This is a genomic window from Bacteroidota bacterium, from assembly GCA_039111535.1.
Lineage (GTDB): Bacteria > Bacteroidota > Rhodothermia > Rhodothermales > JAHQVL01 > JBCCIM01.
The window spans coordinates 12,357-32,243 of sequence record JBCCIM010000013.1; the positions used below are offsets into that span (position 1 = coordinate 12,357).

The 19,887-nt window shown below is 49.7% G+C and carries 22 protein-coding genes; 5 read left to right on the forward strand and 17 right to left on the reverse strand.

All coding sequences use genetic code 11. The features are described 5' to 3' along the window. Nucleotides 1-5: 5 nt before the first annotated feature. The 9 genes from AAF564_03725 to AAF564_03765 all read right to left on the reverse strand — a co-directional run bounded on the left by AAF564_03725 (nucleotide 6) and on the right by AAF564_03765 (nucleotide 6,388). A complete protein-coding gene (locus tag AAF564_03725; protein ID MEM8484628.1) occupies nucleotides 6-563 on the reverse strand; it encodes a CIA30 family protein in 558 nt (185 codons plus the stop codon). Nucleotides 564-695: 132 nt separating this feature from the next. Then, nucleotides 696-1,355: a hypothetical protein gene (locus tag AAF564_03730; GenBank protein ID MEM8484629.1), complete on the reverse strand. Its 660-nt coding sequence runs from the start codon at nucleotides 1,353-1,355 to the stop codon at nucleotides 696-698. 59 nt (nucleotides 1,356-1,414) lie between these two features. Next, nucleotides 1,415-1,942, reverse strand: a complete 528-nt coding sequence (locus AAF564_03735; GenBank protein ID MEM8484630.1) for a hypothetical protein — start codon at nucleotides 1,940-1,942, stop codon at nucleotides 1,415-1,417. A gap of 113 nt (nucleotides 1,943-2,055) precedes the next feature. Beyond that, entirely contained in the window at nucleotides 2,056-2,421 is a 366-nt protein-coding gene (locus AAF564_03740) for a DUF2200 domain-containing protein (protein MEM8484631.1), read from the reverse strand. Nucleotides 2,422-2,507: 86 nt separating this feature from the next. Then, nucleotides 2,508-2,876, reverse strand: coding sequence for a DUF1428 domain-containing protein (locus AAF564_03745; GenBank protein MEM8484632.1), 369 nt, complete (start codon nucleotides 2,874-2,876; stop codon nucleotides 2,508-2,510). A gap of 80 nt (nucleotides 2,877-2,956) precedes the next feature. Next, complete coding sequence (locus AAF564_03750) at nucleotides 2,957-3,352, reverse strand: hypothetical protein (protein MEM8484633.1); 396 nt, start codon at nucleotides 3,350-3,352, stop codon at nucleotides 2,957-2,959. A 180-nt stretch (nucleotides 3,353-3,532) separates the two neighbouring features. Beyond that, nucleotides 3,533-3,925 carry a DUF4259 domain-containing protein gene (locus AAF564_03755; protein ID MEM8484634.1) on the reverse strand — a complete coding sequence of 131 codons (393 nt, stop codon included), beginning with the start codon at nucleotides 3,923-3,925 and terminating at the stop codon, nucleotides 3,533-3,535. Between the two features lie 163 nt (nucleotides 3,926-4,088). Beyond that, complete coding sequence (locus AAF564_03760) at nucleotides 4,089-5,021, reverse strand: T9SS type A sorting domain-containing protein (protein MEM8484635.1); 933 nt, start codon at nucleotides 5,019-5,021, stop codon at nucleotides 4,089-4,091. A gap of 197 nt (nucleotides 5,022-5,218) precedes the next feature. After that, nucleotides 5,219-6,388, reverse strand: a complete 1,170-nt coding sequence (locus AAF564_03765; protein MEM8484636.1) for an agarase — start codon at nucleotides 6,386-6,388, stop codon at nucleotides 5,219-5,221. Between the two features lie 446 nt (nucleotides 6,389-6,834). Between AAF564_03765 and AAF564_03770 the strand changes: the two genes are divergently transcribed. After that, on the forward strand, nucleotides 6,835-8,991 hold the full coding sequence (locus AAF564_03770; GenBank protein MEM8484637.1) for a prolyl oligopeptidase family serine peptidase: 2,157 nt from the start codon (nucleotides 6,835-6,837) through the stop codon (nucleotides 8,989-8,991). Nucleotides 8,992-9,232: 241 nt separating this feature from the next. Here the strand turns inward: AAF564_03770 and AAF564_03775 are convergent, their stop codons facing one another. After that, nucleotides 9,233-9,700: a hypothetical protein gene (locus tag AAF564_03775; protein ID MEM8484638.1), complete on the reverse strand. Its 468-nt coding sequence runs from the start codon at nucleotides 9,698-9,700 to the stop codon at nucleotides 9,233-9,235. Nucleotides 9,701-10,062: 362 nt separating this feature from the next. Here AAF564_03775 and AAF564_03780 point away from each other — a divergent pair, with 362 nt between their 5' ends. Further along, on the forward strand, nucleotides 10,063-10,803 hold the full coding sequence (locus tag AAF564_03780; GenBank protein MEM8484639.1) for a CPBP family glutamic-type intramembrane protease: 741 nt from the start codon (nucleotides 10,063-10,065) through the stop codon (nucleotides 10,801-10,803). A gap of 524 nt (nucleotides 10,804-11,327) precedes the next feature. Here AAF564_03780 and AAF564_03785 read toward each other — a convergent pair. Together AAF564_03785 and AAF564_03790 are read right to left on the reverse strand one after the other, a co-directional pair. Beyond that, a complete protein-coding gene (locus tag AAF564_03785) occupies nucleotides 11,328-11,582 on the reverse strand; it encodes a toxin-antitoxin system HicB family antitoxin (protein ID MEM8484640.1) in 255 nt (84 codons plus the stop codon). A gap of 3 nt (nucleotides 11,583-11,585) precedes the next feature. Further along, nucleotides 11,586-11,996 (reverse strand): putative toxin-antitoxin system toxin component, PIN family, encoded by a 411-nt coding sequence (locus AAF564_03790; protein MEM8484641.1) that lies wholly within the window; start codon nucleotides 11,994-11,996, stop codon nucleotides 11,586-11,588. Nucleotides 11,997-12,328: 332 nt separating this feature from the next. Between AAF564_03790 and AAF564_03795 the strand changes: the two genes are divergently transcribed. After that, nucleotides 12,329-13,174, forward strand: coding sequence for a tetratricopeptide repeat protein (locus AAF564_03795; protein ID MEM8484642.1), 846 nt, complete (start codon nucleotides 12,329-12,331; stop codon nucleotides 13,172-13,174). Between the two features lie 43 nt (nucleotides 13,175-13,217). Next, entirely contained in the window at nucleotides 13,218-14,426 is a 1,209-nt protein-coding gene (locus tag AAF564_03800; GenBank protein ID MEM8484643.1) for a hypothetical protein, read from the forward strand. A 73-nt stretch (nucleotides 14,427-14,499) separates the two neighbouring features. Here the strand turns inward: AAF564_03800 and AAF564_03805 are convergent, their stop codons facing one another. After that, complete coding sequence (locus AAF564_03805) at nucleotides 14,500-15,273, reverse strand: TIGR00266 family protein (GenBank protein ID MEM8484644.1); 774 nt, start codon at nucleotides 15,271-15,273, stop codon at nucleotides 14,500-14,502. A 69-nt stretch (nucleotides 15,274-15,342) separates the two neighbouring features. Between AAF564_03805 and AAF564_03810 the strand changes: the two genes are divergently transcribed. Continuing rightward, on the forward strand, nucleotides 15,343-15,645 hold the full coding sequence (locus AAF564_03810) for a TfoX/Sxy family DNA transformation protein (protein MEM8484645.1): 303 nt from the start codon (nucleotides 15,343-15,345) through the stop codon (nucleotides 15,643-15,645). 1 nt (nucleotide 15,646) lies between these two features. Here AAF564_03810 and AAF564_03815 read toward each other — a convergent pair whose 3' ends face one another. From AAF564_03815 to AAF564_03830, 4 genes are all read right to left on the reverse strand, one after another. Next, nucleotides 15,647-16,234: an inorganic diphosphatase gene (locus tag AAF564_03815; GenBank protein ID MEM8484646.1), complete on the reverse strand. Its 588-nt coding sequence runs from the start codon at nucleotides 16,232-16,234 to the stop codon at nucleotides 15,647-15,649. Nucleotides 16,235-16,442: 208 nt separating this feature from the next. Next, complete coding sequence (egtD, locus tag AAF564_03820) at nucleotides 16,443-17,408, reverse strand: L-histidine N(alpha)-methyltransferase (protein MEM8484647.1); 966 nt, start codon at nucleotides 17,406-17,408, stop codon at nucleotides 16,443-16,445. A gap of 126 nt (nucleotides 17,409-17,534) precedes the next feature. After that, nucleotides 17,535-18,845, reverse strand: coding sequence for an ergothioneine biosynthesis protein EgtB (gene egtB / locus AAF564_03825; protein ID MEM8484648.1), 1,311 nt, complete (start codon nucleotides 18,843-18,845; stop codon nucleotides 17,535-17,537). Nucleotides 18,846-19,158: 313 nt separating this feature from the next. After that, on the reverse strand, nucleotides 19,159-19,494 hold the full coding sequence (locus tag AAF564_03830; protein MEM8484649.1) for a DUF1508 domain-containing protein: 336 nt from the start codon (nucleotides 19,492-19,494) through the stop codon (nucleotides 19,159-19,161). Nucleotides 19,495-19,887: the final 393 nt, after the last annotated feature.

Genomic DNA, 19,887 nt, shown 5'->3' on the forward strand with positions numbered 1-19,887 from the left:
CCAAACTATCCCGCATCTTCCTTATAGGCGCGTACTTCATCTACTTCGAGGCGAAAAGGACCATCAATCCCGTCTGCGATGAAAAAGCCGATGCGTCCAACGTTGGTCAGGTCAATGGCAGGTGCGCGTACGGGCCGGCCAAAAATTGTGGTACCAAGTGCGCTGAATGGTACGCGTACCCAGGTCCATTCCTCGGTAGTTTCAAAAGGTGCCCGGCGTGAAACGGTTCTTCCCCGAAATCGGGTGCCATCATCAACTGAAACTTCGAAGGTCCTGCCTCCCCCTCTAACACGCACTTCAAGCCCATCAAATCCGTCGATGTTTAGCGATTTAAAAACGCGAACCGAGGTGAAGCCTCCTCCCCGGGTGACCAATGTGCCGGTAAATTGCATCGCGCCTTCTTCAATCGACACATACCCCTTTGAGCGTCCCCCCATCACGCCATCGTTTACAATACGCCAGGAGGCTTCGTCGATCGTGTTGAAATCAAACAGTTTCATGGTTTCGGGAGGATTGGGCAACACAGCATCACCCATACCACCCCAAGCCAGTGAGAGTATCATGATTGGGAGTATTAAAATCGGCATGGGTAGGAGGTATTGGATTGAATAGTTCAATGATCTAGCCCTGGCACGTTCGAGAACGCGCTAGTAGATAGGAGCGACTGTTTATCCTGATGTGTATCGGCGGCTGGTTTATCGTGGATAACCAGTGTGCAAACCGCCAACAACTACTATACCCCGCAGTTCGGGAGAATAACCAAGGGAAAAACGGATACGCAAACGTCCTTTATCATCATCAAAGTACTGCGCCAATTGTAACCCCACTGCAGATATGCGGTAATGGGCCCCAATGTTAATACCCAGGCAGTAGCCCTCTCGGCAATTTTCCAACAAGCCGTGTCGTTCATTACGATAGAATATACCTACACCCAGGCCGCTCTTTTCTTTCTTATAGATGGGCATTTGTAATACTGCGGCTACATTTTGCGCAGCATTCCCGGAAAGGGTCATGAATACTTTATCTGCGTACGCGTATGTATAGTCGAGACCAATACCACCACTGCCCAAAGCTACGCCGAATGCACCCAGCTTCATGGGGTGAGCGTAGGAAAAAGAAATCCCGTAGTAATTCCGTTTAGCCAGTGCATCGCGTGCTCCTTCATGCTTGTGCGTATCAACCGCGTAGGCAAGCATATTCCGACTCACGATGGATGAATTCAGTGAAAATCCTTTCCCATTATTTCGATCGGCCACATTGGGCTCAAACAGCAAAACTTCGCTTTGCGGCGTATGTAGTGCAGCACAGCCTGATGATAAGATGGCAAGAAAAAGTATGAATACGAACTGTTTCATTTGATACGAGCTTGTGATAGCCTTCCTGAACTGCACGCAGGCGTCCACCCTCCAAACTCCTAATTATCGTACCAACGGTTAAGCAGCATATCTCCGGTAGACATGTATTCGAAAGGATTTTTCCCTTCCCACTGAATTGCGTTTAATGCCGTGCCCCCATCAGGTTTGACATAGAACCGAAATTCCCAAACAAGGGGTGCACCTTCATGGTAGCTGATATAGGTTCTCCTGAAATAACGGTCACTCCCAGGCAAGTAGCTTTCATCGATCAGGTCATAGCTATCAAGCGCACCATAGGAACTCGCCGGCGGACTGATTAAGATCACATCCAGTTGCGACTTGAATTCGTTGGTCTGTTGTACCTTTGTCGTTGCATCCCAATTATACCCTACCTGGCCCGTAATCCACTCAGCAATTTCCTGGCTTTTGCCGGCTTTCAGGTTTGTAAATAAGGTGGCAACCATATCTTCAGCCGCCGCCTGGGCAGCCAGCTTCGGCTGCTTGATTTCTGCACGAAAGTTTTGTGCCTGCAGTGTTGTTGGGACAACGAGGCATAACAGGAAAAAAATGCGTACGAAGTGCTTCATGAGGCTCGGGTTTTAAACTAACAGAATAACATTATCCTTTAACAACAAGCCAATCAACACATCTGCACAGCATTACTGAAAGTGCAACTGCTGTACCCAAAGCAGCAAGAGCGTTAAGGTGTCCGCAAGATTTTCTCCATCTTGCGTCCTTTGGCGAGTTCGTCCACCAATTTATCCAGGTATCGCACCTGTTGGGTCAGGGGTGTTTCTAATTCCTCAACACGATACCCGCATATAACACCTTTAATCAGGTTTGCATTCGGATGAAGTGTTGCCGCTGCAAAGAACTGCTTGAACGTAGCGCCATTGTCGATCATCGTTTGCAGCTTTGCCTCGTCGAATCCGGTGAGCCATGTAATGACCTCATGCAGTTCATCAACGGTCCGCCCTTTCTTTTCCACCTTCGCGACGTAATGCGGATAAACCGAACCAAAAGTCAAGGTGCCGATACGTTCATCGTGTTCTGGCGTAGTCTTCATGTTTGGGTATGCAGTTTATGATAAAAGTGCAGATTTGAAGTGTCTGTTTAGTCGATGATGTAACAATCCTTGATTCGCATCAACAATCAAACAAGCAACTTAAACCCGCCATATCCCATCCTGTTGGCATCAAATACAGGATTTGACGAATCGAGCAATGGACCAACCAAATCAACCATCCTTGGGTCCCCAAGAACACGTTCATTTGCCAGATCACGCGCTTCACGAGAGGCAAAGGCAACCCATCCGAATATGATGGTTTCATCTGTTGAGGCGGCTACAAGATCAGGAAATGGACGCGTCCCCTCCCGCGTCAAATCATCCCCCACGTATTCGTGATAATCAAGCGCGCCATGTTCTTTCCAAATGTTTGCGACGGCTTCAACCACCCTTTTATATTCTTCTAGCCGGTTGGTCGGAATGGGGAGGACAAATCCATCAATGTAATGTGCCATCGTTACGCTCGTTTTGGTGACTGGTGTCCGTTCTTTCAGCCGTTTGCAGGAAAGGCTACGGGACTGAATCGAATGACCTGCTACTTGAAGGTTTGTGTCTTTATTAGCTCGCCGGCCTCATCGTAAACCTTCCAGGTGCCCTTCTTCTTGCCGTGTTCAAAGCGGCCTTCATCCCAGAGATGGCCACTGGTATGGTATCGTTTCCATAAACCGTGTTTCTGCTCGTCATCGTCGAAGCCGCCGGTCGCTCGCCGTTCGCCAGTCTTGTAGAACCACTTCCATCGACCTACAATCTTGCCGTCCTTGAAGCTACCAGCCGACTGCATTTGGCCATTGTTGAGAAAGTACTTCCATTTTCCAGATTTCTTGCCGTTGTCGAACTCCCCTTCGCAAGAGACAAGACCATTCTTGAAAAAGAGTTTAAAAGGGCCATTTTTAGGATTGCCGTCCTCATCGATTCCAGAGATGTCTTTCATTGAATCTTGCTGGTTGGTGCATTTGTTGGGATGGATAGGCCTGCGTGTTAGTGAAGCATGAGCCGCCTAACGAGCCCGCGTAACTCACCTGCAATGCCTGCACCTGCAACGGTTGGTCAGGTACACAACGGCTAACGTTACGCTTTTGGTCGGGCACATGGCGTTGTTATGCGAACATGCCTACAAAGCAGCCAAAAGTGATAATACGTCTTTTCGCCAAATCTCAAAATCTTCTTCCGATTCTTCCCAAAGCTCCCTCAATTCAGAATTTTCTGCCAGAACCCTTTCGACTGCCGCCACTGATTTTACGTTTAATGACGAAGGGACAAGATTTTTGTGTTTTGTTACCCACTTCAATGCTTCTTCTGACAAAGACTCTCTTGCCTGGCCTTGTAACGCCAAGACTATCTCCGCAGCTGCTAGAATTTCACATCCTTCTGGCGCTTCGAGGTATGCCACCTCGGCACTACCAAACGTGGATTCAATCAGTGAGAGGTCAGATACTTCCTCAAGGTCATACAACCAGTCACAAGCAGCATCGTTTTCGAATGATTTATGGCCCCATGTACCCATTTTGTAACCCTCATTTTCTCAGTTTCGTTGTCCATCCTATTGAATTCAGAACCAAAAACGATGGTTGATTCAAGTAGGATAGCGTGACATGGTGAAAAAATAATGGGCCCTACCGACAACTCTATGTCATAGCTGCTGTGTACATATACATAGCATCCTGGCGCTACGGCAAAAGTAAAATGCTTGCGGTATTACGCTCTCCCGAATCAGCAATAACGTGAAGAAAATATACCCCGCCCGTAAGATGTTCTCCTGGTTTCCAAGTACGCTTCCAGACCTGTCCGTTCACAAGAACCCTGTTTTCAGAAAACACTACTCTTCCCAGAACATCGAAGATTGTAATGTTATAGACACCCTGTTTGATAGCGCTTAATTCAATATTAATTTGCTCCCTAAAAGGATTGGGATAAAAAGAATTTTTTGGTAGGTGCCTTGTTTCCGGCCCAAGGTCCTCAAGACCAACTAGACTAACAATGCGGGATGTTTCGCCAATGCTGTGTCCATTGACAATAGTACCTACAAAATTAAGCCCCGGAGACGAGCAGTCCCCGGCATAGCCAACCTCATAAATAAACTTGCCACAAAAGACTTCGCCATTAAATCCTAGCCCCGCAAAAAGATGAAGTCTCATTTCCTCACCCACTCGTGTTGTGTCTAAATAGACGTCAGCATAGCCAGCTCTTTGTGTTGAACCGGTAACAGCGTACCTTGACTGTAGGCTCCCGTCATAAGGAATGTTGACTGAAAAAATAGAGCGCGGCTGTGTAGTCCAAAGGGTGTCCTCTCTTATAAAATCGGTTGTGGATAGCACATAGAAATCATCTGTCAATCGGCGCCACGCATCTCGGGGAGAGCCACCGGGACCATTATATTCAAGAACTGAAAGTTTAGTCCATTGGACATCCTGTACCAGCGTATCGGTTGTTGTTGAGAGAATATAGGACCTGAAGCGGTCGCCGGTTTCATAGTGCCAATAGTTGCCTGTTTCAAGGGGGTACCATTTTGCTGCATCAAGAGCAAATGTTTGAGATGTGGCTTCAATGAACGGAACAGAGATGGACAGAAAGAGCAAACAGAAAGAAAAGCATCGTTTCATGGCATTGCTGTTTATGATTGGCCGCAGAACGGTTCACCGCTCAGGCGTCAGGCCTGAGGGCAGAACGGTGATTGGAAGTTGTAAGCGTCCTGCAAAGCAAAGTGTCATGTGATGCATGTTGCAATGCTCGCGAGCACCTTCATCGTTTTTTAAATGGATTTTCAGAGCAGTGCGCAAGCGTGGTTCTTCTGTAGGCGTCAAAACTGGCTATCCATCCATTGGCTGATCTTTTGATTCGCAGCCTTCATTTGCTCAACATTCTCCGTGTCAGGGTTTCCCATTTCATCGAGTAGTCCGTAGCGCCGGGCACGGTTGCGCTGGTAGGCGCCACAGAGATGAAATCCTACACATCCGGGATTCTCGAACAACGCCGCTAATGTCTCCGCATACCATGCGCCTTCATTGCGCGTGTACTCGCCTGGGACAGTCTGCCATTTCATCCGGGCTGCGTCGGCAAGCAGCACAGGTTTTCCTGTTTTTTGGTGCCATGCCCGGAGATGCTTCACAGGATCGCGAAAGTCCTGGAAGGAAAGCACGTCGACGTAGGGCAGTGCTGCATTAACCACTTCATCCGCGATGGGCGCATTGGCCTCGTAGCGATCGCCGAGTATCAGGTGGTTTTTATCGTATCGCCGAATGGCGTCATGTGTGGTTTTATAATAGCTGCTTGCCAATTCTGTCAGTTCCTTTCGGCCGGCTTCTGTCTTTAAAAGATCAGGGTCGAAAATCGGACCGCGCCACGCATTCGTTGGTCGCTCATGAATCCACGTTGGGCAGTCGCTATAGAAATAGCCAATCAGGTTGGGGTCGTCATACAATTCAGCACATTCTGCTCTTGCTACATAGTCGCACCACTCCTTCCACTCCTTACTTCGGAAATCAAAATGAACCGTGTGCTTTTCCCATTGGTGGGATTCCATAAAGGGAAGCAAGTGGCAGTAGGGCATGTTAAGCGCTCTATATTCGTCCACTGTAAAGGAACGTGAATGCCTCCACTGACGCACCGATACTTCCTGTACCCAACCCACACTGTTGAAGCCCCAGGCCTTTAAATTAGGAGCAACCGATTCCTCGATCCACCGAATGGTGCTTCCGCCATACTTCTCGCGCCAGATGTGAATGTTTTCCGGATAACGCAATGTTGCCGGGTCGATATGGTTCACACCCATCGTAAAGAAGGGCCTGTCGTCAGGGGTGATCAGCCACCAATGGTCGTTTCGCTGTCCTAGCGTGAAAAACCCCGCCGGCGCAATCTGGGTTGTCTTGATTTTCTCAGCCGCGGCCTGCAGGCTAAAGGGGGCCAGCGTCAATCCCGCGGTGAGTGTCAAGCCGCTTTGCAAAAATTGTCTGCGACGTACTTTGTTCATGATTCTGGATACTGGGGTGATCCGTCTTTGCTCAATACTAAAACGAGTGCCTTAGCGAGTTTGCATCAGGCATAATCAGAGGGTAAGGTTGAATTGACTTCTCCTGAATAACTTGAATTACGGCTTTCAACAAACCCATTAAGGGCTTCCCTTGTACCAACATACTCCAGTGGAACTGAATTACACAAACGTACGAGCTATTTGGTAACCGTTGACGAAGCGGGACACGTGGTGAAAGAAACCAATCTGAAAAATTATCCTGGTTCGAACAGTGTATACTTCGTATCCATGCGGTCGTTGGAAGGTAGATTTGCGTGGTTGTAGAACGTTCAACGTTTAGTCTTTCGGTATGAGCGCTATAGCTCGAACTATCTGGGCTTTGTGCTATTGCCTTGTTATCTTGCCCCGAACACTTTTCGGATGACTACAGATTCTAAGGCAAACACATGCAACAGGTCTCTCTTTGGCGAATATGGGTAGTGGCAGGCATACTGATGGTGATGCCCGCAACAGTCACAGCACAGGAAAGTGAACTCACGCTTGATGACCTGTTTGCAACGCCAAAATTGACGGGAACGCCCCCGTCTCGGCCGGCTTGGGCACCAAACAGCGAGCACTTTGCCTTTTCCTGGAATGAACCCGGAAAACCTGGACGTGGCCTCTGGGTCTCTACCAGCAATGGAAAGGAAGTACATCTCCGTTCCGATACGGCATCCGCGTCTGTGCGCGACATCGTATGGACCGACGCAACCACTATCGTGAGCCTGCGAGGTAACAACCTGTGGCGGACATCGCTGAGCCAGGGAGACGATGTCCAGCTTATGCCTGTCGAGGCCGGCGCACGTAACCTGTCGATATCACCAGCCGGCAACCAGGCGGCGTATATACGGAACGGCGACCTGTGGCTTGCGGACTTCCCTTCCAAACAGAATCGGCAGCTCACAGAGATCGGCATCGCCAGCCTCTCGGGCTTACGGAAGGGGCGCTACAGCCGGCCGGAACGCGAAATTGGTCCAGGCATCTGGAGTGGGCCAACATACAAGTGGTCGCCGGATGGCAAGACCATTGCGCTTCACGTCGTTGACCGTCGCGAGATGCGCAAAGTGCCGTTCCCGGATTATCTCGCTACCGAAACCAATCCCAACGAGGTGCGCCGTGGTTACCCTGGCGACCCAAACGAGATGCGCAGGGTAGGCCTGCTCGATGTTCAAAGCGGTGACATCACGTACCTCGATTTGCCAGACCCGGATGCAAACCAGGTCATCGACTTCAACTGGTCACCGGGCGGCGCGCTGCTGGTTGATACCGCATCCGACACGGCGATTGAACGCAAGTTGTTCGTCGTTGCACCTGGAGAAAGCCAACCGCGCGAAATTTGGCGAGGCGTTCGAGAAAGCCGGATGTACACATCGTTTGCATCGACCTGGCATCCTGATGGTGAGCATGTCATTTTCTTAAGCGATATGGGTGATCGCTACGGCCTTTATACGATCGACGCCTCACCTTCAAGGGACCTTCCGCAGCTCCTGACAGATCCGTCCTACGATGTGCTGTCCGCTCCAAGTGTTGCTGGTGATGCGCTGTTTTATGCCGGCAACAGCGTTAATCCTTATGAACAACACGTGTACCGCCTGAATATATTCGGTGGCGAACCTGAGCAAGTGACGCGTTTTGCGGGCCGGAACGCCGGCTACCCCTCGCCGGATGGCCGGCACCTGGCGTTCATGCACAGCAACGACACGTCACCAACCGAGCTTTACGTGGTATCCAGCGAGGGTGACGCAACGCGCGTAACCCACTCGCCGTTGCCTGCTTTCACGGAGCGAACCTGGGAAGCCGCGGAATACGTCAGTTTTCCCAGCCTTGTAGATGACTACACACTGCATGCCCGGATCCTGAAGCCTGCCAATATGCAGCCAGGCACGCAATATCCAGTGCTGTTTGGACCCGTGTATTCGAATACGGCGAAGAACCGCTGGGCCGGCAACTACAGCCTCGTACAGCAACTGTTGGTCAAGAAAGGATACATCATCGTGCAGGTGGACTCACGGGGGAGCAACGGTTATGGGCGGGCATTCCGTGAAGAGTTTCTGCTGGGCTTTGCCGGCCAGGACATTGAGGATTATGCAAGTGCCGTTGCCTACATGGAGTCACTGGCCTATGTTGACCCCGACCGCATCGGCATCTGGGGCAGCAGTTATGGGGGCACGCTCTCCGTTTATTCGCTGTTGATGAAGCCGGGCTTATTCCAGGTGGGTGTTGCTGCAGCGGCGGCTGTTGACCCGGTGTTCTTTGGCACCGACGACGTCGCGATTGTTCGCCACCCCGAGACACACCCGGAGATCTTCGAAAGAAAAGCGCTCAACCATGCAGCCAATCTGGAGGATAAACTCCTGTTCATCCATGGCCTGCAAGACCACGTGGTACCGTTCAAGACGACAGCTGTGTTAGCTGAAGAACTGATCAAACAGGGCAAGGACTTCGACTTTGCGTTTGCACCTGGTGCAACGCATGGATGGAGCCGAGAGCGACACTACGATCGCTACCTGTTTGGCAAAATGATCGAATACTTTGACCGACACCTGGCCGCGCCTATCGAATAGCTGCGCGGAGGAAGCGCTACAGGTAATTAGCAGTGATGGGTTGAATGAATTGGCGGGATTAATAGAGGTTGATGTCGCACGCATTAAGGTGCGTGAATTCGGTGATGCGACTCAATGATTGAGCAAGTTAGCAGCCTTGTTCAGAGGTATGGCTACGCAACTCTAGGGCCGTGTGGCTTGTGCTGTTTTTTAGTCCAAGAGCCCCGTTGATCTCTGTCAGGTATCGCGAAAAGTGATTTGATCAGTTCTCAGGCGTTGATAGCAGGCGATCATAAAGACCAAAAGGTCTAAACGCAATAGATCCAATTTTTGCACATATTAGTGCAGGTATTAACGCTGGAAGCAGGAAGCCGCAGGTAAGTTCGAAGAATGAAGGGTTATAGGCATAGGTTGAATCGCAGAATTCTGCATAGGACTCAACAATTGAAGGCATAGTAATCGTTGGCTCATGATACACTGTGCGATTTTCATCATATAACCAGTCTCCAAAGCAATTAATATGGAAAACTGATTTTCGATATTCGTGCAAAGCGAATCCGAAAGCACAAATGCAAAAAAGCAACACGGCGTCATGCCAGTAGAATGTTGTACCTGATTTGTTTTGCTGGTTTATAAAGACGGGTGCAAATACAAGAAGAATGGTCAAGGCTACAAGCGCAAGCCAGGGGTAGGGCGGTGCTGCACTAAACGCTATCACTACTATGCTCAAGAATTGCATGCAATGAGGGTTTAAGGAAATGTAGGTAGATATGTTTGAGGTACATAGCTACTCAGCGCTCAGCTGCTAGGACCCAAAGCGGAACGACAAATATTATGCTGCAGGTCGATAAATTTACATCAAAGTGATTGATCGCAAACTCTTTGTTGGCTGAAGTACCGCGTTATACTGTATATGTAAAAACTGATGCACCGTTAAGCCACTGTAACTCTCTTGTCCCTTGAGACGTCCTTTCGAAAACGTTGTCCAATCAGGCCAACGGATAACGCCCTGCAAGGTGCCAAATAGAGTTGTATTACACAAATGGACATTGTAAGGGAGAAACTGTTTGTATTCTAGAAAGAGGCGTAGCATTGTCAGGGAGTACATTTCAAGTCGTTGTTTTTACGACAGCCTTTTTATCAGCCTTAATTTTACTTGCTGCAGTCCTTTTGAAGGGAAAAGTTCGCTGGGTATGGCTTTTCTCAATTCCTGTACTGGCCTTTATTAAGCACCTGTTGCTGGTTGAAGGTGCAGCTGGAAGCTTTGGTGATTGGATACCCGGGCGGTACAATTGGGAAGGAAAGTTATTAGCTATATCGCTGTGGATTGTGGTTGTCATTACGTTTTTCAGAGACAGACTTGAAACGATCGGTCTGACCTTTAAGCAATGTGGACACTGGCGTAACACAGCATTCGGGGTTGCTGTGTTTTGCGCTCTATCGTGGGCGTTGGCGGCTGTATTCCAGTTCGAAGGATTGAAAAGCGGATCGATATCGGACATCCTGTACCAGGCATCCATGCCGACATTAGAAGAAGAGCTTTGGTTTCGGGGTATTATGCTGGCAATGCTTATTGAAGATTTTACAACAAAGGGTATTAAGAAGCCGCAGGTTACCGCTTTGATCCTGGCTGCTCTGGTCACCAGTCTCAGTTTTTGGGGGGCTCACTCTATTAACACCGATGGTGATTGGGGCTTTGTGTTTGACGTTTGGGGAAACTTAGTCGCCGGAGGATTCGGTGTGTTGTTTGTTATCGTTCGTATCGGAACCGGTAGCCTGGTTTTGCCGATGCTTTTACACACCTGGGTAAATACAGCAGGATATTTTCTTTGAAGGTGACTGCGTCAGGTCGGTCTTTACGTTTTATACATACCCCGACATCAATCTTTTCCTTTCTTCGACAGAAAAGCGGTATACCGCCCAAAGCAGCGGCGCGCGATGTTGCCTTTAGTTGTTACATGTTTTACGCTCATAACTTAGTTACGGAATCGATTGTGACAGTGCAATCAAAGTAATCGGTTACGTATGCAGTCAGACAATCGCCGAATTCATCTAACGTTGCTTGTCCATCACTATCAAAGTCATTTTCTACAATGAGCATTAGAATTTCACCGTCCCATGTACATACAGGATTATTATGCCAATCCCTATGCTCACTAAATTCTTGTGCTATATCGCATGAAGCTTCATTCCCATCCTCAGAAGATAAGCCTTTGCAAACTATTGTGACTCTATACATACATATAACGGCACGGGCATAACCCGCCGAAAGCGGGGAAAATCAGTTCATCCAGCCAACCGCAGCTTGTAAACCCTCGCTTTCGGTCGGCCGTTAATGCCCTTGTTATGTGCCGTGATTACAACCGATCCTCTTCTAATGGCTCGACATCGCCTCCATGCTCGGATAACAAGTCCCGCAATTGTTTGCTTGCATCTCCTTCTACACGAGCAGCCCTGGCTGAAAGATAGTTTGTTGCCCCTAGCTCTAGCACGGCTGCTTTTTCGGCAACAGCAAGCATGATGAACTGATTAAGAGATACACCATCCTGCTCCGCGAGCAATCGGATTTTGGCATGTAATGACTCAGGAAGTCTCAAATTCAAGGAAGCCATTTTTTACCCCAACTTTTGTAAAAATTCTGCTGCTGTAACAACTTCAATCCCAAAACTTGCAGCCTGAGTAAAATCACGTTTGTTGTATGTAATGATGTAATCACACTTGGCAGCTACAGCCAGTTCTAACACATGCGCATCATCACCATCGGGCTCTGTTGGACGCCAGAGATAATAGATACGCTGGTGATCAGATAAAGCACAGATTAAATCTAGCAGATGGTCAATCTTGGCTTTATCAAGATTCATTTGACCGCGCTGGCGAAAAAACACCTCCTCATACTCCAATACCAGGGGTACTGAAGTGACAATGCTGAAGTGATTTCCTCCGATTAATGATATCAGTTTGGCTGATGCGCCATGCTTTGAACGAAAGGCTGAGACCCAGATATTAGTGTCAAGAACGATTCGCATAAAGCAGGTTCTGCAAAGATACTACATACGGCCCCTTATACAGTACCATGTGTTTATTGTTCTCAACAGGCACATAACTACCATTATACCGAACTAGTCTGCATAACTCCAGATCCCTATCGGGATAATCTTGCTAAATAATTACGGTAAGCGATTATAAAACAATTACTTACACCAAAGAACAAGAAATTATCTCACCCCATCCGACATAATCCCTCCCATAAACCACTGCCGGCGCCTTAAGCACCTCATCGACTGGCCGATACCACAGATACCTACCGCATCCCACACCCTGTTACCCTGGCTTTCCCCACTAAACCTGTAGCCCGGTTATGTCACACGTCCGTGCCTTTAATCCGTTTGTTGTCCTGTCCTTCGGCCTCCTCATCGCAACAGGCTGCAATGCCTTTGAATTTATGCACGATGAAGAGAGCAACGATCCGGATGTCCTCCTCGATGATGCCCGTATTGCCATGCAAAACGGTGATCCCGAAAAAGCCGTCGATTTCCTCGAAAAAGCCCTGGAGAAGGCGCCTGAGAATCCAGAAATCCGCATTGAACTGTCAGCTGCCCTCTTCCAGTCCAATGAAATTGATCTGCTGGTCATGAAAGACCTCGCAGAGTTCATTTCTGATGACCAAAATGCCACCCATCTCGCCGGCGGCATAGCTTACAAATCGCCTCCTGCCTGCAACTTTCGGGATGAGGTTGATACCACAATACGGATCGACTTCGACATCGACCCGGCTTACCTGCTCTTGCTCGACAATGAAGAGGTGCTGCAACGTGCCGTAAGCTTGCTGTCCAGCACCCTGGAATCAGAAGCAGCGCAAGCGTTAACCGATCACGTGCGGAGCAATGCACATCTCATGCGGGCAATTGCAAACATGGCGACCTCCATTATCGAAATCAAACAACAAGCCGACGCCGCCGAGGCGTCTTTACACCGGCTGCGCAGCGGCAATATCGGGTACTGTGCGGCTAATGATGCAGCCCTTGCACAACTCGAAACCTTTATCCTTTGCGAAAAGCTGCCTGTTATCGACGAGGCTGTTGCGGATCTGGTAAACCGACAGGCACTCTTTAGCACCGGCGAGAGCGAGCTTGCTGATGCTGTTGCCACCGCGCGCACAGAAATCAGCAGCGCCATCACGCGCAGCTGCCAGGTTTCCGGCTGATCCACCTCCCCATCTTTACGCCAACAATTTTGAGTACGTTTTTATGAAACGTTTTACCCTCCTGCTCTCCCTCCTCCTGTGCCCGTTTTTGACGGCATCCGCACAACAGAAGCCGGCCACTACGCGCGCTTTTGCGCCAAACATAGGTGTCCTTGGTATGGGCAATGCTGTTGTCGCCCTGCCAACCCGAGGGAGCGCTTTCTTTTTCAACCCAGCACACGCAGCGCACGCCAAACGGCACATTACCTTTGTCGGCGTACAATTGGCTGCAAGCAGTACGCTGCCCGATCAGATCAGCTTTTTCAAAGATGACCTCCAGCCCGCTATCGATGAAGGCATCGACAACCTCGACAGCGAACGCCTCAACGCACTTTATGACCAGACGCTAGCAATCGGACAAAAAGCTACACGCTTGAATATCACAGCACTCGCCCCTTCCGCAGGCTTTAAAGCCGGCCCGGTTGGGTTGGGGATTGGGTTCTTTGGCAATGCCAACGTTTCCTACCGCTTCCCGGATGGCGGCGGCGGCTTGCCCCTGGTACAAGTCACCGGGCTTGCAGACGCGATGGCCGTCGGCACGGCCGGCATTGACCTGTCTAAATTTGGGGTATCCGGCCTCACAGTCGGCCTCACAGCAAAGTACACAAAGCGTTACGCCACATTCAAAAACAAACCACTCGATGCTATCAGCGATACAGAGCCCTTTGCGTTGCTCTCCGCTAACCGGGTGAGCGCTGATATTGGCTTCCTTTATAAATTGCCCCTCGTCAACAAACTACCGGGTACGGTTAACGTCGGCCTTGCGTTGTACGATGTTGCGGGTTATCCTTTTTCGTTTACCCATGAAGGTGACCTGCAGGGTACCTCTGATCCCGTCACGCTGGCACAAGACATTGAATTCGCCAACACGTTCTTTGCTGCTGAGCCTTCATTCAGACTTGGCGTCGGGTATACCCTGCCCAAAATACCTGGTGGGTTGCTGGACGAGACAGGCTTCACTATCGATTATGCCGGTGGCAAAGACTTGCCAACGGACCAGGCCTTTCTGGCCCATATCAGTATGGGTGCATCCGTCCGGGTTAAAGTGTTATCTGCACGCGCCGGCCTCAACCAGGGCTACCCTACCGTTGGCGGCGGACTACACTTAGCTTTCTTTCATGTGGAGTATGCGTACTATGGCGTGGAAAATGGGCGGTACCCTGGCCAGTTGCCAAGTTGGCACCACGCTGCGCAGATTCGGTTTGGGCTGTAGGCACGCGCCTAACGTTTGCGGGACACCCCCCGTCGATGCGGGCGCATCGACGGGGGTGTATACGCGTCCTAAACTAATCCCCACTAATCAACCCACCGATCAAACCGCCACCAATGCCGGCAACGCCTTTCCTCTCCCCCTGGTTACCGCCACCAAAGCTACCTGCGGCAATGATACGGCCGGCAAGTCGCGACAGCGGTAAGCTCTGCAAAAATACGGGACCAGGGCCGGTTAGTGTAGCCAGAAACAGTCCTTGTCCGCCAAACAGTGCATTTTTGAATCCGCGCACCATCTCGATGTCATAATCTACCGTTGGCGCAAAAGCGGCCAGGCAGCCTGTGTCTACTTTGAGCACTTCCCCCGGGCGGAGATCGCGTTTGACAATTGTGCCGCCGGCATGGATAAACGCAAGTCCATCTCCTTCTAGCCGCTGTAGAATAAACCCTTCCCCACCAAAGAAGCCGGCGCCCAGGCGCTTGGTAAATGCCATTTCAATTTCGATGCCGCGCGCGGCACAAAGAAAGGCGTCTTTCTGGCAGAGAAAGCTGCCGCCTACTTCAGATAGATCCAGGGGCACTATTTTGCCTGGGTATGGTGCGCTAAACGAAATCCTCGCTTTATCGCGCCCATTATGCAGAAACGTAGTAATGAAAAATGATTCTCCGGTAAACAGGCGTTTAAAGCCTCTGAACATGCCACCGTCGGTACCGGTCTGCATTTCGATATCTGCATCCATATACATCATGGTGCCGGCTTCCGCGCGGACGCCTTCACCCGGGTCGAGCTCTATCTCGACCACCTGCATGTCATCACCGTAAATCTTATAATCAATTACATCTGCTGCCATAGATATTCCATCCGTTTAGTTGAAACAGGGTTTACGTCCGCTCGCATTCAAACACCGCCAATCATAACAATGCACCCAGATACACCTATCGAGGTACTTAAAAACCTTGGCCCCAAATCAGCAGAAATGCTGCGGAGCATTGACATCGACACGTTTGCGGCGCTAGAAAAGGCCGGCCCAGTGCTTGTCTACAAGATTTTGCAACACCGATTCAAAGGCGTAAATCTGCTCATGCTCTACGCTTTGTACGGCGCAGTGCACAACAAACACTGGAATAGCTTGTCACCAGCTGAGAAAGAAACATTGAAAGCGGCGGCTTCAGGACCACTGCAAATATCGCATCCCGAACCAGGCAACAGAACCGGCGACTAACCTAGCCCATCGATTCCAGCGCCTCTTGAACATCTTGTCCGTATTTTTCCTGATATAGTTTCATTGCCTTGGTAACAACAGCACGTGCTTTATCAGGGCCCAGGAAATTGTCCACTTTCACTTCCTTCTCTTCGAGTTTTTTGTAGTCTTCAAAGAAGCGCTTGACTTCCCGCAGCATATGCTCGGGTAGCTCCCATATGTGGTAGAATCCGTTGAATGCCGGATCATTGAGGTGTACACAAATAATCTTTTCGTCCGCCTCTCCTTCGTCAAACATTTCCATCACACCAATCGGGCGAGCCGTCAGGATGCTCAGCGGTGCAACGGGCTCCTGCATAATAACCAACACATCAAGCGGATCGTTGTCATCGCCGAGGGTTTGCGGGATAAATCCGTAGTTGGCCGGATAGATCACAGAAGAGTATAGTACCCGGTCCACACGAATCAAGCCGGTCTGCTTGTCCAGTTCATACTTGATTTTGCCGCCGCGCGGGATTTCAATCACTGCCTGAAACGTCTCTGGCGCGTCTTCTCCGATCGGAACAGCGTGCCAGGCATGGGCGGTGCGCATTGGGATATGGGTATTCATTTAATCAGGGTTTTATATCGGGCGCAAGGATCGCGCTTTTCTGCAATTATAAGGTCGGGCCCAGTAGCCGGTAGCATACTGACGCCCCTGGAAGAGCTTATTTTTTGTTCTTTACGTTCCTTTCGTTGCAGATGTTTGCGCTGCCTAAGTCTGAACCCGGATTCCGTTTAAAATTTAACGTACGTTGAACAATGATCTTTTGGCCCAGCTATTCAACGGTCAAAAACTGAACGCTGAAGAGGCAATTGGCATCGGTCCATACGCGCCGTACCCGCAGGCCGGCTTCTTTTCCGATCGCAGCAAACTCCGCAAGGGTGTATTTATAAGAGTTTTCAGTATGTATCGTCTCTTCAGCATCAAAACTGAACTGCTTACCACCAATCGACACAATTTGCGAGGCCTCGCTCACCAGATGCATTTCAATCCGGCCGGCCTCCGCATTATACAAAGCGTGATGCCTGAACTGAGAGAGATCAAAGTCAGCCCCTAATGCTGCATTAATACGTTTGAGCAAATTCAGATTAAATGCGGCGGTAATGCCATGTGCGTCATTGTATGCCGCCTCAAGTATGGCTTTGTCTTTTTTCAGGTCTACCCCAATGAGCAAACCACCTCCCTGATCACCCAGCGTTGATACCCGTTTGAGGAATGTAATGGCTTCTTCCGGCGTAAAATTGCCAATGGTGGATCCGGGGAAATATACGACACGACGTGCAACATGTCGCTCGATCTCGGGCAACGTGAGCGCAGCAGAATAATCAGCGTGTAAAGGATGCACGTCGATATCGGGAAAGTCTTTTCTGAGCTGCGCAGCGCAGGCATAGAGGTAATCCCGCGAAATATCGATAGGTACGTAGCCGGCCAGGTTTTCGAGATGCTGCAACAATATGCGTGTTTTCAGGCTACTGCCGCTACCATACTCGATCAATAACGCTTCAGGACCTACATGGCGCACGATATCCGCCAGGTTGTCCTGCATGATTTTCATTTCCGTACGTGTCGGATAATACTCCTCAAGGTCACAAATTTGATCAAACAGCTGCGACCCTTCCTCATCGTAAAAGTATTTTGAAGGCAACTGCTTTTGAGGCAGTGCAAGCCCGGTGAGTACATCCGATAAAAAGGGGTCGTCGGCTTTAACCGCCGGGGACGAAGTAACGTCTAGGTTCGACATGTATCTGGATTGGGTGGATACAAACTGTTGGTGATTCCCAAGAGCTAACGGACAAATTATATCTACTGGCACTGCAAGCTACATGCAGTGCCAGTAAAGAAAAGGAGCATACAACGGCAAGCCGGCTTATTTGGCCAGGCGAATGCCCATAAATTGCCAGCGCGACTCAGGAGGGAAGAAATTCCTGTAGGTTACGCGGGCATGGGATTGCGATGTGGCACAGGAGGCGCCTCGCAAGACAAATTGATTACACATAAATTTACCGTTGTACTCACCTAGTGCACCTTCAACGGGTTTATATCCTGGATAGGACGTGTACTGGCTCTGGGTCCACTGCCAGACTTCGCCGTACATTTGCTGTAAGCCGGCGTCTGGCGCGGCCACGCGCGGATGATAATAGCCGGCATCCACAAAATTCCCCTCAACAGGTAGCGAAGCTGCAGCAATCTCCCACTCCTGCTCGGTAGCGAGCCGCGCGCCATACCAACGTGCGTAGGCATCTGCCTCGAAGTAGCTGACGTGGCAAACAGGCTCAGCCAGGTTAACGGGCTGTAACCCGGAAAGCGTAAACATATACCAGCGGCCTTTTTTCTTCTCCCAGTACATGGGCGCCTGCCAATCTTCTTCCTGTACCGTCGCCCAACCAGCAGAAAGCCATAACTCGGGGCGTTCGTACCCGCCGGCTTCCATAAACTCGATATACTCGCCATTGGTCACCAAACGGGAGGCCAGGGCAAAATTCTGGATGTAGGTTTTGTGGCGGGGCAGTTCGTTGTCAAAAGAGAATCCGCCCCCTTTGTGCCCCACTTCTCGCACCCCTTCGTCAAAGTTAACCCATGCGATTGGCGCTACCTCAGTTACAGGATCAGCCACATGGGACTGGTAGGCAGGGTAGAGTGGGTTGATAGAAAACACATGTTTGAGATCCGTCAACATGAGCTCTTGATGCTGCTGCTCATGATGAATGCCAATTTCTACAAGCGGCTGGAGCACAGCAAACAGGTCGGCGCTGGCACCTTGTAGCAAGTCTACCATGTGCTCATCCACATGGGCACGGTATCCATAAACCTCTTTCACAGTAGGCCGCGAAAGCAAACCCCGACGCGCCCGGCAATGGCGCTCACCAGCCTGGACGTAATAGGAATTAAACAGGAAAGGAAACTGGCTGTGAAACAACCCATATTGCTGGAAATGCGGACGCAGGATAAACGTCTCAAAAAACCAGCTTGTATGCGCCAAATGCCACTTGGTAGGGCTAACGTCCGGCATAGATTGGATAACGTAATCTTCAGGGACAAGCGGCGAACAGAGCGCTTCGGAGAAATTACGTACACTTTGGAATCGACGGACCAAGTGGCTTCTATCGTCGTCATTCAAAGGCTCAGCAACAAGCACGTCAGCCGTTGTAGAGGGATGCGAATGGTCTTCAACCTGCATGAAAAAGAATCAGTAAGTGGCTTGGAGTATCCTGGCTTGATGTACACATGTTTAAAATATGTGTTCCGCCACACACGGGATATCCCGATTCCGGTGGCAGCATCTCAGGTAATGCTTTGAGTTGGATAGGCCGGCGTCAAAAACAACAATGCATTTGGGGCAGATCAGACTGGGCAAGCAGTGGGACGTTACCTACCCTTCAGACGCACTTGACGGGATTCTGTTACAAGAAAGGGCAGAAGTGATCAACACTCCTGCCCTTGAATGCCACAATGCCTTGGCAGTGCTGCAATTCAAAAATCTTGACGGTTGCTTATTCAACCTCTACAACGCGAGACTCAGGGCCATTTTTCATGACTGATGCGATGCCTTTCTTCATTGAAGATTTGGAAGAATAGCTTTCGCTCTTGCCAATTACTTCTGAGTTTTTGGCTTTCAGCACGAAATACGGATTACCATTTTTGTCTTCCAACGCGTCGAACTGTCCTTCAGATACTGAGTTTTTGCGAACAGACTCGATGCCATTTTTGCAACCACGCTTGTCAGCATACATCTGGCTGGAAAGAATAATCTCTCCGTTGCCAGCTTTCAGGTTGAAATAGAATTTGCCATTTTTCGCTTTTTTGATTTCAAATTTTCCAGGCATAATGGTAATAAGTTTGAAAGTGAGTGTTTAAGCCTTTTTTGAGGCTGGTGCAAAAGATACCATTGCTCAGCCCAGGTCGGAAAAGCCATTTCCCGGTAAGCTACTACGATCCGAGCGGTACTGCAAGGACTTTTTTCAGGAATAGGATATTTTTTGCATCCCATTTGCAAGACATGGCAATTTTATTGCTACGTCGTCTGCTTGTTTATGCGAGGCCACAGTGAAGTTTTTCCCGATGCCCGCTTCAAAATAACCTGCTGAATTGCAATGTTATTGTGTTATTTGCTTTTGATGCCCCTCAATCAATTTTGATACCATATACTACAGCACCCTACCAAAAAATGGAAACCAAGAACCCTGTAAAGATTTGAACCCTGTATCTCACTCAAGTACCTC